Source organism: Rhodococcus sp. PSi06 (assembly GCF_054960675.1).
The window spans coordinates 26,083-39,059 of sequence record NZ_JBHNYO010000018.1; the positions used below are offsets into that span (position 1 = coordinate 26,083).

Genomic DNA, 12,977 nt, shown 5'->3' on the forward strand with positions numbered 1-12,977 from the left:
ACGTAACGGGACCGGAGGGAACCGAAACAACCCCCAGTGCGTCCAACACCTGATACCGACTGTGGGGGACGCATGAGTGAGACGAAGTACACCGACGCAGAACGACCGACGTGGGTTCCGTATTGGCTGTGCACATTGGGTCGCGTGTGGACGGCGGTCATCGGCGTGGTGGCGGTGGTGGCCGTCTCGATCTATCGTGGACGGCTCGCAGCGCACGGCAGCGATAATTCGTACACGATCGGATCGATTGCTCTCATTGCCGTCTTTGCCTGCGTCTGGATCGGCGTCAACGACAACGTGATTCGATGGGGCATACCCATCCGATTCGTCCGGCGCATCGAGGACGATGTGCTGGGTAGCGGTGTGTCCGTTCCGGCCCGGAGTGCCAGGCTGTGGCTTCTCGCGGCCGCATCGATCGCCGCGACGGGGTTGGGTGTTGCGCTGTCGAGGAGTGATGCGTTCAGCGCGGTCGGAATGCCGATCGCCGGAATCGCACTGATTGTTCTGGTGGCGACGGTCGGCATCCGCAGTAGTGTCGAACTCCGATTGTTCGCGGACGGATTCGTCAGACGCAGACGGTCGTCGATGTTCTTCTTTCCGCGCACCCACGACGTTCTGGTGCGCTGGGACGACGTGGAGGATTACGAGGCCTCGACGTACCGGACCTCCGACAAGCGGGGGAGCGGATTCACCGAACCTGTCCTGTACATCAGAGCGTCCGGCCTCGCCATCGAGCGTCCCCGCGACCGGCTCGACGAACCGGACCGGATGGCGATTCGCATCCATATGCTGGCGGCCGAACCGAATGCCATTCTGTCACTGATGAAATGGTGCACCGATACTCCGTCCAATCGGATCCGGATGACCGGGTACGACTCACCGCATCTGCTGGTGCCACCACCGCTGCGTGAACGACTCGAACGATCACGGTCCTAGCTCGGTCACCGGCCGGCGTGGAACCGATAACGGGTCCACTGCGTCCAATCCGATGACGCCGATTCAGCAGGCGTCCATACGATGTGACTCGGGGGAACGTCATGACAGTGAATGTGGATCCAACGATCCTGCGGCAGTTCTCGAATGTGTTGTCGGGGACCGGAGCAGCGATCCGAGAGCTGGATGCTCTGAGTCCGTTCCGCGCGTCCGAGAACGCGTTGCAGGGAACCGACTTCGGTGCAGCCTGTGCGGCGGCGGCCGGCGCCGCGGCGGGTGCGGTAGCAGCGCTGGCCGGCAGGGCCGAATGCGTCGCGGACATCGCACGTGGGGTCGCGCAGAACTACGAGATCGCCGACGACGAACTTGCGCATCGGCTCGCGGCTATGGACGAGCCCAAATGACTCCGACCGTGCCGCATGTTGCCGGGTGGGAGCCGGAGTCGATGCGCAAGACGATGATCGAACTGTCGAAGATCGTCGAGCGCGTGAACGGGCAGCGCACCGGTGTGTTGGAAGAACAAGACGTGCTGTCCGAGACGTGGACCGGTGAGGCGGCGGGGGCCGCTGCCGAACGCGTCGTGACCGAGTGCTCCCGGATGAGCTCGGTATGCGGCGAGATCGATTCGCTCGGTACAGCATTCGAAACCGCGGCCGGAATTGTCGACGCCGCGAAGGCGCATCTGGCGGCTCAGGTGTCTGCAGCGACGTCGAGCGGGTTTGCCGTAGCGGCCGACGGTGTGGTGGATCCCAACGGGATGATTGCGCTCATCCCCGACAGCCTGGGCGAAGAGAAGGCGCGCCAGGCCGACGAACTACGCTCTGCTGCAGATCGATTGACCGAGGATATCCAGAGTGCGTTGAAGCAGGCCGAAAGTGCTGCGCTCGACGCCGCCGAGCAGCTGGCCGGCCCCACGAAGCTGTTGACAGAGTTGGCGCTCACCAGCCCGACCGGACAGTTCGTGGAGAACCCGGACGGATCGTTCTCGTGGATGCCGGATTGGCCGACGACCATTGCGTCGGCGGTGATCGGGGGTATGACAGACGTGACCAGGCGAGCACTCGAGTTTCCGGGGGTCGATTCGGTCGACGACGTTGCCAGGAACATCGGTCGCGGGCTGGGAGCGTTCGGCACCGTGGCCGGTGCGATCCCCGGAATCGCAGACAACATCGACGACGGCATGAACCCGGCCGAGGCGGTCATCGTCGAGGCCACCCCGATTGCCGCGGGAGCGATCACAACCTGGGCGTTCGGTGCCATCGGCAGCGTGGCGGGGTCCATCGTGCCGGGCCCGGGAACCGTGGTGGGCGCTGCTGCCGGAATCGCTTTGGGTGGATTCGTCAGCTACGGCGTGGGCAAGCTGTTCGAGGCGGCGGGAAAATGAGCGGGAACAGAGACGACAGCCCTCCTCAGTGGGAGGACTCGCTGCGTAAAAGCGTTGCAGGACCGAGTTACCCACTGTGGGTGCGCACCTGGCGCAGCGTCCATCTCGGATGGCTTGCGGCGTTCGTCGGGCTGGTAGGAGCATCCGTAGCATTACTCGCGGCCGTGGTGGTTCCGTTCGGGGATTCTCCCCCGGACGTGCTCTTGGGCTTAGCGTGGCTCGCGTTTGTCGTCATGATGGCACTCGGACAGTCTGTGGTGTTGTCGGGCATCGGATCCGCGCGTCTGTCGCGTTTCGTACGACCGACCGAGGTTGCCGCGGCGGGACGTGGTTTGTCGGTGCCCGGGCGCGGAGACTTCTTGATCCGGAGCTTCGTCTTGGCCCTCGCGGTTCTATGCGGCGTTTCGTATTTCTACTGGAGGGATGATGAACCTGGACGACGCCAGTTCAAGGCGGAGATCTTGACTCTCGTTGGTGCCCCAGTGGTCCTCCTGTTCTTTGTTCTGGGGCTCGTCGTAATAAACCGGACCAGGATTTCCCTGCATCCCGACGGGATTGTGCAAGAGGTCTATCGACGTCGGGCCTGGAAAGTGACCAGCGACGTCACGGTTGTCCGTTGGGACGCAATCGTCGATCTGCAACCGTGCGGCCATCCGAATCCGGCTGTCTCGCAGCCGCATTGGTACCCCATAATCCGGGTCGCGTACCGCGTTCCCGGCAGTGAAACTGATGAAGTGCTGGTTCTGATGGCCTGTGAGAAGAAGGTAGAGCCGAACGCGTTGTTGGCTGTGTTGCAGTGGTGCCGGGATAATCCCTCGTCGCGCGCACAGCTTGCTCACGACGACGCACGAGAGTTACTTCGCCCGCCCCGGTTCCTCGATCGCATCGAAGCAGACCGAGCGGCGTCGATGTCGGGTCCGCGGGGCAACCGATGACAACTCGAGAACTGTCGATACAGGGCTTCCTTCAGCAGCAGGGTGTCGAACTCGTGCCCGTGCATCGCACCGAATGCAACAGGTTCGGTCTCGAACTCCCGACTATGCAGGGTTGGGACGTGGTTCCCGAGCACTTGTTCCCGCATGCCACCGCAGTGCTGTGTTCGCCCGCTGATGCCGTCGACGGGTTCGTGCCCAATGCAATGGCTCTGGTGGGCAAGCTCACGCGATCGGTAGACCCGACGGTGTTGCTGGAGTGCGGTTTCGGGGACTCACGGACGTTGCCGGGCTGGGTCGAGGTCAGCCGCGACCGAGCCCCGCTGCGCGGACTGCCATCCGTCTCGATCGCTGGTAGGTACGAGTGGGATGGGCATCTGCTTTTCGCACGGACCCGTTACGTGGTGGTCCACCACATTGTCGATCAATATCTCGTGCAGATGACGGTTACTGTGCCCGATCTGAGCAGGGCCCGATTGGGTTGGGCAGCAGAGCGGTTCGTGGACGAGGTGCAGATCGGGTACGAGTGATTTACGCCGGAATCTGCTGAACCACGGCGGCGACGGCTTCGACCTGATCCGCGATTCGCGGACCCCATCGACTGGACAGGTCCTCGTCCATCGGGAAGATCCTGCCGTCCCGGACGGCGGTCATCGACGCCCACCCCGGACGCGCTGAAACGGATTGAGCTGTGACGCCGCAGCATTGGGCATCGGCGAGGAAGACCACGTCGGGGTTCGTGGTGATCACCGTCTCGGCGGAGAGCTGCGGGTAGTCGCCTGCACCGGAGCCATCGGCGATGCTTCGCAGACCGAACAGGCCGTAGATCTGCCCGACGAAGCTCTGGCTGGACACGGTGTACAAGGTGTCGTCGAGTTCGTGGAAGTACGTCAGCGGCTCGTCGCGCGTCGGCACGCCCGCGACAGCCGCGTCGATTCGGTCACGCATCTGACTGACCACCGCGTCGCCTTCAGCATCGTGACCGGTCGCGTCGGCCACCTGTTCGATCTGTGAGTACGCGTCGTCGAGGCTCGTCGCGGCCGGGAGCAACAACGTCGGAACACCCGCTTCGGCGAGGGTGGATGTCACGATGCCCAGGTCGGTGGAGGTGATGACCAGGTCGGGGTCGTACGCGACGATCGCTTCGAGGCTCGGCGTGAAGGCCGACAAGCCGGTTTTGGGTGCGTCGGCCGGGTAGTCCGACTGATCGTCGACGGCCGCGACCTGCTCACCCGCGCCGACGGCGTACAGGGTCTCCGTCGCCGTCGGGCTGAGCGAGATGATCGTGCGGGGCATCGCGTCGATGGTGATGGTCCCGCCGTCCGAGCCCGACGCGATCGACTTGGGGAACTCCCCGCTCGGCGTGGTGGACGGGGTGGCGGGCGGTGCGTCGGTCGTCGCGCCACCGCACCCGGCTGCGACGAGCGCGACGACCGCGAACCCTGCTGAGATCATTCGTGCCGATCGACGCTGCACTGCCACTCCTGTGTCCGGTGTTCCTGGAGGGCCAACACTATCGGGTCTTCGGTCACTGTCCCAGGCTGCGCGCCAGGTAACGGCCGGTGTGGGTGTCCGAGGTCAGCAGCCCGTCCACCGTGCCGGTGAAGGTGATCAGGCCGCCGTTGTGCCCGCCGTCGGGGCCGAGGTCGATGATCCAATCCGCAGCGGCGACGACGTCCAGGTTGTGCTCGATGACGATCACCGACCTGCCCTCGTCGACCATCCCCGACAACAACGCGATCAAGTTCGAGACGTCCGACGGGTGCAAGCCGGTCGTCGGCTCGTCGAGAACCAACACCGGCGACGATCCGACCAATTCCGTAGCGAGCTTGAGCCGTTGGCGTTCGCCACCGGACAACGACGACAGGTTCTGCCCGAGGGAAAGGTAACCGAGGCCGACGTCCCTGCACCGCCTCAGGATGTCGCGGATCTTCTTCACGTCGAAGAAGTCCTGCGCGTCCTCGACGGACATCTCGAAGATATCGGCGATGCTGATGCCGTCGACGGTGTGCCGGATCGCGCCCGACCGGAACCGTCTGCCCTGGCACGTTTCACACGTGCTCGTCACCGGGTCGGTGAACCCGAGTTCGGTGAAGATCACGCCGCTGCCCTGGCAGTCGGGGCACGCACCGTCGGAGTTCGGTGAGAACAGCGACGGCGGCTGGCCGGTCTTCTTGGCGAAGTACGCGCGGATCGGGTCGAGAAGTCCGGTATACGTCGCAGGGGAGGAGCGTCGTGAGCCGCGGATGGGTGCCTGGTCGATGATCACGGCGTCCGGCGCGGCCTCGCGGAGGTGTCCGTGGATGAGCGAGGACTTGCCGGACCCGGCAACCCCGGTGACGGCGGTCAGCACTCCCAGGGGAACGTCGACGCTGACGTCGCGCAGGTTGTGAGTACTCGCTCCGGTGATGTTCAGCCAGCCCGAAGGCGTACGGGGAGTGCGTACTTCGATGCCCTCGCGCCGCAGTGCTGCACCGGTCCGGGTGTCGGCGCGGCGGAGCTCGTCGAAAGTGCCCTCGAACACCACTGTGCCGCCGGACTTGCCGGCACCGGGCCCGATCTCGACGATGCGGTCGGCGATGGCCATCACCTCGGGGTCGTGCTCGACGACGAGGACGGTATTGCCCTTGTCGCGCAGCGCGAGCAACATGTCGTTGAGGCGGTGGACGTCGCGCGGATGCAAACCGGTCGTCGGCTCGTCGAAGACGTAGAGCATGTCGTTGAGCGTGGCTCCGAGGTGGCGGACCATCTTGATGCGTTGCGATTCGCCACCGGAGAGCGACGACGTCGCGCGGTCCAGACTGAGGTAGCCGAGTCCGAGGTCGACGAGTCTGCGTAGTTGCGTGACGATTTCGGCGGTGAAGGTGCCCAGGTCCTTGATCTGCCAGCCGTCGATCCGGTCGGCCAGTTCGGATACCTGCATGGCGAACGCGTCGGGTAGCGACAGGCCTTCGAGGGTGGCACCGCGGATGGTCTCGTTGTATCGCGAGCCGCCGCAGGCCTCGCAGGTGCCGCGGGTGACGATGCGCTCGAATGCAAGTTTGGCCTTGCCCTTGAGGGCGTCGGCGTCCTTCGCCAGGTAACTGCGCCGAAAACGAGAGATGATGCCCTCGTAGCTCTTCATCACCGCGTCGGGGTTCGTCACCTCGACCTCGCCGGGCTTCGCGTCGAAAAAATTGTGGCGCTCGCGGGCCGAGTACTGCTCGATCGGGACGTCCAGGTCGAACAGGCCCGAGTCGGCAAACACCCGGTACGGCCACTTGCCGACCTCGAAGTCCGGGTGCTTGAACGGCCCTTCTCGCAAGGACTTCGACTCGTCCACCAGTTCGCCGAGGTCGACGACCTTCGCTTCGCCGAGCCCCTCGCATTCGGGGCACATTCCGGCCGGGTCGTTGAACGAGAACGCGTTGGCGTACCCGATCGGCGGCGTGACGCCGCGCGACCACAGCATGCGCAGCCAGTCGCCGATGTCGGTGATCGTGCCGACGGTCGAACGCGGGCCACCGAAGAGTCGCTTTTGATCCACGATGACGACGGCCGACAAGTTGGCGATCAGATCCGCGTCGGGACGGCCGTACGACGGCAGAAACGTTTGTGCGAACGCCGTGAAGGTGGAGTTGATCTGCCGCTGTGCTTCGGCGGCGATGGTGTCGAAAACCAAGGAGGACTTACCCGACCCGGAGATGCCCGCGAACACCACGAGCGAACGTTTGGGCAGGTCGAGGCTGACGTCGCGAAGATTGTTCTCGCGGGCTCCTCGAACGACGATGGTGGACAGGTCGTGAGCTGGTGTCGCTGGCGGAGTCGAGATCGTCGGCTGGGCTGAGGTCATTGCGCGGGAGTCGCCTTTCGCCGCCCCTGACGCTGGTTCGTCCGGGGCCGACGCAGTCTACCGTACGGCGTACGGAAATGCTCTGTCCGCGGTAAAGATCTGGGAGCCGAACAACTACTGATCGGCGCTCAGCTATCTGCGCGGTGCCGAGCCTCGGACTCTGCCTCGCTGCCGGTGGTGCTGTACGCCAGGTGGCCGCCGATAAGGCCGCCGATGCCGACGGCTCCGAGGCCGGCCGCCGCGAGAGCTTTGGCCACTGCGTCCGTCTGCTTCCGGCGGCGGAGGTAGGAACCAAGGAAAAGGAACACCCCCGTTGCGTTCGAGGCCGCGTGGATGACGCCGACCCGGCGCTGCAGCGCGTTCATCCTCGACCAGTCCGCCCAACCTGTGGCTATTGCCGGCGGCGCAGACGCGAGACCGAGCGCGACTACAAGCTTGGCCGCCCGGGACTGATGCTTCACGAGATCGAGCACGACTGCGCTGGTCCAGCTCCCGGTGGTGACCGTCACCAGCGCTGGGTGGATGGGGTGCCCGATCCACTTGCCGTGTAGGGCCGACCCGACGGCGCTGTCGGTCAACGCGGGTGCCAGAACGCTGTGGATGGCATCGCTCGTTCCGTCGAGGAAGGAGGCTTTTTCGAGGCTGTCGAGTGCTTGTTTGATTGTCATGGACACCGGATGCCCCGTGATCGGCGCGCGAATCATCGATGCCGAAGTCGGGGCGAGAAGCTTGGACGTCCTATAACGTCGGGTGATGAGCAGCGGAACGCGAGTGAACACGGTCGACGGCGTCCTGCGACGGTCGGCTGCGAAATTTCCCGATCGTGCCGCGGTGACATTCGAGGGTCGTAGTCACACCTACCGAGAACTCGACACCGCCGTCACCCGCGCTGCGCGTCGACTACGTGCGATGGGGTTGGACAAAGGCGACCGTGTGGCGGCGTACGGCGTCAATTCCGATGCGTACGTCGTCGCGTTCCTCGCCTGTGCGCGAGCCGGATTGGTGCATGTACCGATCAATTACGCGCTCGTCGGCGAGGAATTGCAGTACTTGCTGGAACAGTCGGGCTCACGCGCGGTGTTGGTCGACCCAGCGTTGGTGGATACCCTCGGCTCCGTTCGCGGCGCTCTGTCGATCGAGTACGTGGTGTCTCTCCCCGATGTTCTGAGCTCGGACGGCGACGCATCCGAACTCGAGCCTGCCGCAGATTCGGCCGACCTCGCTCAGTTGCTCTACACCTCCGGGACGACGTCGAAACCCAAGGGCGCGATGATGTCTCACGGCTCGCTGGTGGCGGAGTACGTGTCGTGTGTCATTGCTCTCGGGTTCACTCAGGACGATGATCCGCTGCTCGTGATGCCGATGTACCACTCGGCGGGGATGCACGTGTTCATGCTGCCGTACCTGTCGGTGGGTGCCACCGTGCGGCTCATGCGTAGGCCCGACGTTCCGGAGATCCTGCGCCGCATCGAAGAAGAGAAGATCAAGTCACTGTTTCTGGCCCCGACAGTGTGGGTTCCGCTGGCCAATCACCCGGACTTGCAGACGCGGGATCTTTCGTCGTTGAAGAAGGCGCAATACGGGTCGTCGATCATGCCGGTCACCGTGCTCACTCGGCTGCGTGAGAGGTATCCGGACATAGAGTTCTACAACTGCTTCGGGCAGTCCGAGATCGGACCGCTGGCAACGGTATTGCAGCCCGACGAGCACGAGGCAAGGCCGGCGTCGTGCGGCAGGGCGGTATTTTTCGTCGAGACCCGCATCGTCGATGCCGACGGCAGCGATGTGCCGGACGGCGAGCCCGGTGAGATTCTCTATCGTTCCCCTCAGTTGTGCGACGGCTACTGGGACAAGCCGGAGGCGACGGCAGATGCGTTCTCGGACGGGTGGTTTCATTCCGGCGATCTGGTGACCCGCGATGCCGAGGGGTTCATCACCGTGGTCGACCGGATCAAGGACGTGATCAATACCGGGGGCATTCTCGTCGCGTCCCGCGAAGTGGAGGACGCGATCTACACCCATCCGGCGGTCGCCGAGGTCGCGGTGATCGGGACGCCTGACGACCGCTGGATCGAGGCGGTGACGGCTGTCGTCGTCCTGAAGGACGGGCAGCAGTTGTCGGCGGAGGCGCTGATCGACCACGTCAAGGGGCGCATCGCGCCGTTCAAGGTGCCCAAGACCGTCACGTTCGTCGACGAGCTGCCGCGCAACCAGAGTGGAAAGCTGCTCAAGCGAGAGTTGCGCGGTTAATTGATGGTCAGGCTGCGCGCCGTTTTCGGCGGTGGTAGCTGGGGATGGGTTGCCTCGAGGGGTCGACGGACTCAGGTGGGATGGAGTAGGGGTGGCCGTCGTCGCCCATGATCATCTGCCAGTCGCAGTGGTGGACGAGGCGGTGGCATTCTCCGCAGACGAGCGCGAGGTTGTTCAGGTCGGTTGGGCCGCCGTCTTCCCAGAACTTCACGTGGTGGGCCTGGCACCACTGTGCGGGGCGGCCGCACATGACGCAGCAGGTGTCGCGGATGGTCAGGGCGATGCGTTGGTCGGCGCTGGCCAACCTGGTGGTGCGCCCGAGGGCGAGCGGAACCCCGTGGTGGTCGACGATGACGGGGGTCAGGTCTGCGTCGCAGGTGATGAGCTCGGCGAGGGAGCGGCTGATCGGGCCGGTCCAGTCGAGGTGGAACGGCCAGTCTGGATCGCCCGGCTCGGGCGCAGGCTTCCGCCCAGCAGCACGAACACCACCACCGGTTGCTGTACCGCACGTATTAACCCGGCCTCCGGCAGCGCCGTCAGGACGCGGGCCAATAGCGCCGCTGCCGTCTCCGCCGTCCGGGCAGCTGGTGGCGACTGACCCCGTTCCCGTCGAACATGTTGTTGCGCTTTCCGTTTGCTTCTCGCCCCCGCGGGCCAGCAATTCCCGCAGGGGAACGATCAGGTGCACCGACGCCCGCGACCCGCCCGCCGACCCACTGCTACCGCCGCGCAGGTGCCGGTCGAGGATTTGATCGAGTGCATCGGCGCGGCGCTTCGAGGGACTGCGCGGGTCGCGCTCGCCACCGGGGCCGGGTCGCGGCGCAGTCAATGCTGACAACGCGGTGAGCAGCTTCTCCGCCAGCAACCGGTCGGCGTTGCCTCCGAATTGATAGCGGCCGTTGGCGAGAGGATGAATATCGAATCGGTTCAGCTCGGGGTTCTCCGACACCGGCACCGGCGGCGGCCCCCACGGAACAGGCTTGGGCCCCGCAGGCTCCGAATTCGTATCACCGCCACCTTCGTCGCCACCACCCGCATCGTCACGATCTGCGTCGTCGCTCGACTCCCCATCGTCGGCACCCGAGGCTGCAGCGTCGGCGCGGCTCGCCTGTTCCTGCTCGCGGCGTTCGTGCTCTGCCTTCTCGTGACGGGCGCGGGCGTCCTCGGCCGCGGAATATGCCAGTGCCTGCGCGCGTGAGGTGACCTGACCGGCGGTGCGCCCCAGAGCCGTCTCGAGTAGCTCGGCGACCACAGCGTCGCGATGGTTCTCGTCCAAGGTCGGATCGGCCACCAGCACGGTGGCGTAGCCGTCGGCGATCGCCGAGGCGTGCGCGGCATGGATGTCACCACCGGCGAGGGCGTCGAGCACGCTCGGCCACTGAGTGAGCCACTGCCCGACTTCCATCTGGTGGCCGGCGGATCCGTCGGTGATGCGCACCGATCGGGCGTACCAGCGAGCGACGGACGAGTGCCCCAGTTTCATCGCCAGACCGCGTCGGTCGATCTCGGCGAGCAACGTCAATCTCGTTGCCGCCAAGGCACTCTCATGCGAGGTCACGTCGGCTAGCTCGGTGACCAATTCCTGGTCCCCGAGCCCGAACACATCCCCCCATGTCTTCACCCCACGAAAGCTATACCCACCCACCGACAGGTTTGTGTCACCGCTTCCAGCGGATGCGGATGGGGCCCTTCGCGGTCGACGGATCCACGACCGAACCCTTCTGGGTGATCTCGACTTCTCCCGCGTCGACCATGCGGCGAGCAGCGCGGCGGACCGGCTCCATCAAGTCGCGCCAACCGTCGTCGGACAGTGCTCGCGCCACGTCGGAGGGGCAGATCGTGGCGTCGCGGGATCGGGCGTCGAGCAGGGTTCGGATCTTGTCTTCGAGTTCTTTGTCGCTGGTGCTCACCTTGTGTCTCCGGCATGCGTCGCTGCAGTACTTGATGTCATCCCAGTTCTTTTCCCATTTTTTGCGCCATTCGATTCGCCGGCCGCACGATGCGCAGACCTTGTCCGCGGGGTGAGCGGTGGGGGAGCGACGAGAATGAGCCATGCTTCGACAGTAACCTCGTCGCAAGTAACCTCGCCGCATGGCGATTCGACCCATCCTCATTGCCGGCGACCCACGTCTGACGACGGTTGCCACGCCCGTCTCCGAGTTCGATGCGGAACTGGCCGAGTTCGTCGACGACCTGTTCGAGACGAACACCGCCGCGCACGGTGCCGGCCTTGCGGCCAACCAGGTGGGTGACCCACGTGCGGTTTTCGTCTACGACCTGCGCGACGGCGGAGTGCGTCACCGCGGCCACGTAATCAATCCGGTGCTCGAGACGTCGGCGATCCCGGAGACGATGCCCGACCCTGCAGACTCCGAAGGATGCCTGTCGGTCCCGGGGGAGCGGTACCCGACCGGACGGGCCGAGTGGGCCCGCGTCACCGGCGTTGATGTGGAGGGAAATCCGGTCACGGTCGAGGGCGAGGGTTATCTGGCTCGGTGTTTCCAGCACGAGTGCGATCATCTCGCCGGCCACCTCTATCTCGACCGCCTGATCGGCCGCAATCAGCGTGCAGCTAGGAAGATGCTCAAGGCCAATGGGTGGTTGGACCCGGGCAACAGTTGGCTGCCCGGGTCCGACGCGAATCCGTTCGGTTGGTGATCAGCCGGCTGCGGGCCGCACTATCAGCCTCGGGTTGTGTTGCTGCGCAGGCGGTAGCGTCAGCACCCGGCGCGACGCGTCAGAACGGGTTGTAGATGTTGAGCGTGCGGTAGTCCCATTCCGAGGACCCGGCCGGGATCCGTATCTGGGTCAGCACGCGACCGTTTTGCGTGCACCAGCTTTGTCCATGGAACGACGAGCAATCGATTTGCATACTGGTCCCGAACGGGCTGATGATCAACGACTTGTTGCTCGCGCTGCCGTAAGCCGCAGGGTCGAAGGCGCTGACGAAGCTCGAGGTGGAGTCCTTGGGGCCGAAGGGGTTGTCGTCGGGTGCAGCGGATGCGGTGGGCGCGAGGATCAGTGCGCCGCCGGCCGCCAAGGCGAGTCCGGTGAGAATCTTCTTCAGCATGGTGGCTCCGTTGCTTGGATACGAGTACTCGGTCCTCACTGGATCGACCGTAACCGGCGGCGCGTTACGAGACAGTCATGGTGCCGAGCACGGCACACTGGCAACCATGACTGCATTGGAAGCTCCCGTCGTCGCCCAGCTGCTCGGCCGTCGTCTCGCGGTGTGGGGCGGTGGAAGTGTCCTTGTCGGAACGGTGTTGGCGTTGCGCGGCTCCTCGCCTGCCCGTCGTGCGTTCGGCCAGCAGACCGCCGGGTGGGGAGCGATCGATGTTGCGATCGCCGGTGCCGGGGCGCTCAACTCTTCGGTCCCGACCTCGAAGAGCCTCAGCAAGCTGTTGTGGATCAACGCAGGTCTCGATGTTCTCTACGTCGCGGCCGGGGCGCATATCGCCGTCCGGAAGCCTCGTTTCGGCCGCAGGATCACCGCGGACCAGGCAGTGGGCCACGGAACGGCCGTGGTCATTCAAGGCGCTGCCCTGTTCGTCCTGGACACGATGCACGTCCGCATGATTCGTCGTTAATCACACGGGTGTCATTCCCGCCGTAGGCATTTTGTCAAGCACCGACACGCCTCAAT

The 12,977-nt window shown here is 64.9% G+C and carries 14 protein-coding genes and 1 pseudogene; 8 read left to right on the plus strand and 7 right to left on the minus strand.

Translation table 11 applies throughout. From position 1 onward, the window contains the following. Positions 1 to 72: 72 nt before the first annotated feature. The 5 genes from ACFI9K_RS21435 (at position 73) to ACFI9K_RS21455 (ending at position 3,779) form a co-directional block, all read left to right on the plus strand. Positions 73 to 936, plus strand: a complete 864-nt coding sequence (locus ACFI9K_RS21435; protein WP_462665362.1) for a hypothetical protein — start codon at positions 73 to 75, stop codon at positions 934 to 936. A 101-nt stretch (positions 937 to 1,037) separates the two neighbouring features. Next, entirely contained in the window at positions 1,038 to 1,337 is a 300-nt protein-coding gene (locus ACFI9K_RS21440; protein WP_462665363.1) for a hypothetical protein, read from the plus strand. Beyond that, positions 1,334 to 2,317 (plus strand): hypothetical protein, encoded by a 984-nt coding sequence (locus ACFI9K_RS21445; protein WP_462665364.1) that lies wholly within the window; start codon positions 1,334 to 1,336, stop codon positions 2,315 to 2,317. The genes ACFI9K_RS21440 and ACFI9K_RS21445 overlap by 4 nt, the downstream gene beginning before the upstream one ends. Continuing rightward, positions 2,314 to 3,252: a hypothetical protein gene (locus ACFI9K_RS21450; protein WP_462665365.1), complete on the plus strand. Its 939-nt coding sequence runs from the start codon at positions 2,314 to 2,316 to the stop codon at positions 3,250 to 3,252. Before ACFI9K_RS21445 ends, ACFI9K_RS21450 begins: the two co-directional genes overlap by 4 nt. Continuing rightward, positions 3,249 to 3,779, plus strand: coding sequence for an LpqN/LpqT family lipoprotein (locus tag ACFI9K_RS21455; protein ID WP_462665366.1), 531 nt, complete (start codon positions 3,249 to 3,251; stop codon positions 3,777 to 3,779). Before ACFI9K_RS21450 ends, ACFI9K_RS21455 begins: the two co-directional genes overlap by 4 nt. Position 3,780: 1 nt before the next feature. On the opposite strand, the gene ACFI9K_RS21460 is transcribed toward ACFI9K_RS21455, so the two are convergent. The 3 genes from ACFI9K_RS21460 to ACFI9K_RS21470 form a co-directional block, all read right to left on the minus strand. Then, complete coding sequence (locus ACFI9K_RS21460) at positions 3,781 to 4,704, minus strand: ABC transporter substrate-binding protein (RefSeq protein ID WP_462665458.1); 924 nt, start codon at positions 4,702 to 4,704, stop codon at positions 3,781 to 3,783. Between the two features lie 73 nt (positions 4,705 to 4,777). Next, positions 4,778 to 7,081, minus strand: coding sequence for an ATP-binding cassette domain-containing protein (locus ACFI9K_RS21465; RefSeq protein WP_462665367.1), 2,304 nt, complete (start codon positions 7,079 to 7,081; stop codon positions 4,778 to 4,780). Positions 7,082 to 7,209: 128 nt separating this feature from the next. Then, positions 7,210 to 7,749 carry a DUF2231 domain-containing protein gene (locus ACFI9K_RS21470; protein WP_462665368.1) on the minus strand — a complete coding sequence of 180 codons (540 nt, stop codon included), beginning with the start codon at positions 7,747 to 7,749 and terminating at the stop codon, positions 7,210 to 7,212. A gap of 85 nt (positions 7,750 to 7,834) precedes the next feature. On the opposite strand from ACFI9K_RS21470, the gene ACFI9K_RS21475 reads away from it, so the two are divergent. Next, complete coding sequence (locus tag ACFI9K_RS21475; protein WP_462665369.1) at positions 7,835 to 9,331, plus strand: acyl-CoA synthetase; 1,497 nt, start codon at positions 7,835 to 7,837, stop codon at positions 9,329 to 9,331. A 7-nt stretch (positions 9,332 to 9,338) separates the two neighbouring features. Here the strand turns inward: ACFI9K_RS21475 and ACFI9K_RS21480 are convergent, their stop codons facing one another. The 3 genes and pseudogenes from ACFI9K_RS21480 to ACFI9K_RS21490 form a co-directional block, all read right to left on the minus strand. Further along, positions 9,339 to 10,952 carry an HNH endonuclease signature motif containing protein gene (locus ACFI9K_RS21480; protein ID WP_462665370.1) on the minus strand — a complete coding sequence of 538 codons (1,614 nt, stop codon included), beginning with the start codon at positions 10,950 to 10,952 and terminating at the stop codon, positions 9,339 to 9,341. A 37-nt stretch (positions 10,953 to 10,989) separates the two neighbouring features. Then, positions 10,990 to 11,241, minus strand: a complete 252-nt coding sequence (locus tag ACFI9K_RS21485; protein WP_462665459.1) for a DUF3253 domain-containing protein — start codon at positions 11,239 to 11,241, stop codon at positions 10,990 to 10,992. Between the two features lie 15 nt (positions 11,242 to 11,256). Beyond that, positions 11,257 to 11,445 (minus strand): annotated as a pseudogene (locus ACFI9K_RS21490) (DUF2256 domain-containing protein); the annotation flags it as partial. Between ACFI9K_RS21490 and ACFI9K_RS21495 the strand changes: the two are divergent. After that, positions 11,423 to 11,989: a peptide deformylase gene (locus tag ACFI9K_RS21495; protein WP_462665371.1), complete on the plus strand. Its 567-nt coding sequence runs from the start codon at positions 11,423 to 11,425 to the stop codon at positions 11,987 to 11,989. The pseudogene ACFI9K_RS21490 and the gene ACFI9K_RS21495 overlap by 23 nt on opposite strands. Positions 11,990 to 12,068: 79 nt before the next feature. Here ACFI9K_RS21495 and ACFI9K_RS21500 read toward each other — a convergent pair whose 3' ends face one another. Next, positions 12,069 to 12,401 carry a hypothetical protein gene (locus ACFI9K_RS21500; RefSeq protein ID WP_462665372.1) on the minus strand — a complete coding sequence of 111 codons (333 nt, stop codon included), beginning with the start codon at positions 12,399 to 12,401 and terminating at the stop codon, positions 12,069 to 12,071. A gap of 106 nt (positions 12,402 to 12,507) precedes the next feature. Here ACFI9K_RS21500 and ACFI9K_RS21505 point away from each other — a divergent pair, with 106 nt between their 5' ends. Further along, the gene (locus ACFI9K_RS21505; protein WP_222095967.1) at positions 12,508 to 12,921 is read left to right on the plus strand and encodes a DUF6992 family protein; all 414 of its coding nucleotides are present in this window, start codon (positions 12,508 to 12,510) and stop codon (positions 12,919 to 12,921) included. Positions 12,922 to 12,977 lie beyond the last annotated feature (56 nt).

What these genes read in the sequence shown, in the direction of transcription:
- ACFI9K_RS21500 (WP_462665372.1), bottom strand. Translation starts at nt 12,401, where the DNA reads ATGCTGAAGAAGATTCTCACCGGACTCGCCTTGGCGGCCGGCGGCGCA.
- ACFI9K_RS21470 (WP_462665368.1), bottom strand. Translation starts at nt 7,749, where the DNA reads ATGACAATCAAACAAGCACTCGACAGCCTCGAAAAAGCCTCCTTCCTC.
- ACFI9K_RS21455 (WP_462665366.1), top strand. Translation starts at nt 3,249, where the DNA reads ATGACAACTCGAGAACTGTCGATACAGGGCTTCCTTCAGCAGCAGGGT.
- ACFI9K_RS21435 (WP_462665362.1), top strand. Translation starts at nt 73, where the DNA reads ATGAGTGAGACGAAGTACACCGACGCAGAACGACCGACGTGGGTTCCG.
- ACFI9K_RS21445 (WP_462665364.1), top strand. Translation starts at nt 1,334, where the DNA reads ATGACTCCGACCGTGCCGCATGTTGCCGGGTGGGAGCCGGAGTCGATG.
- ACFI9K_RS21460 (WP_462665458.1), bottom strand. Translation starts at nt 4,704, where the DNA reads ATGATCTCAGCAGGGTTCGCGGTCGTCGCGCTCGTCGCAGCCGGGTGC.
- ACFI9K_RS21450 (WP_462665365.1), top strand. Translation starts at nt 2,314, where the DNA reads ATGAGCGGGAACAGAGACGACAGCCCTCCTCAGTGGGAGGACTCGCTG.
- ACFI9K_RS21475 (WP_462665369.1), top strand. Translation starts at nt 7,835, where the DNA reads ATGAGCAGCGGAACGCGAGTGAACACGGTCGACGGCGTCCTGCGACGG.
- ACFI9K_RS21495 (WP_462665371.1), top strand. Translation starts at nt 11,423, where the DNA reads ATGGCGATTCGACCCATCCTCATTGCCGGCGACCCACGTCTGACGACG.
- ACFI9K_RS21440 (WP_462665363.1), top strand. Translation starts at nt 1,038, where the DNA reads ATGACAGTGAATGTGGATCCAACGATCCTGCGGCAGTTCTCGAATGTG.
- ACFI9K_RS21505 (WP_222095967.1), top strand. Translation starts at nt 12,508, where the DNA reads ATGACTGCATTGGAAGCTCCCGTCGTCGCCCAGCTGCTCGGCCGTCGT.
- ACFI9K_RS21465 (WP_462665367.1), bottom strand. Translation starts at nt 7,081, where the DNA reads ATGACCTCAGCCCAGCCGACGATCTCGACTCCGCCAGCGACACCAGCT.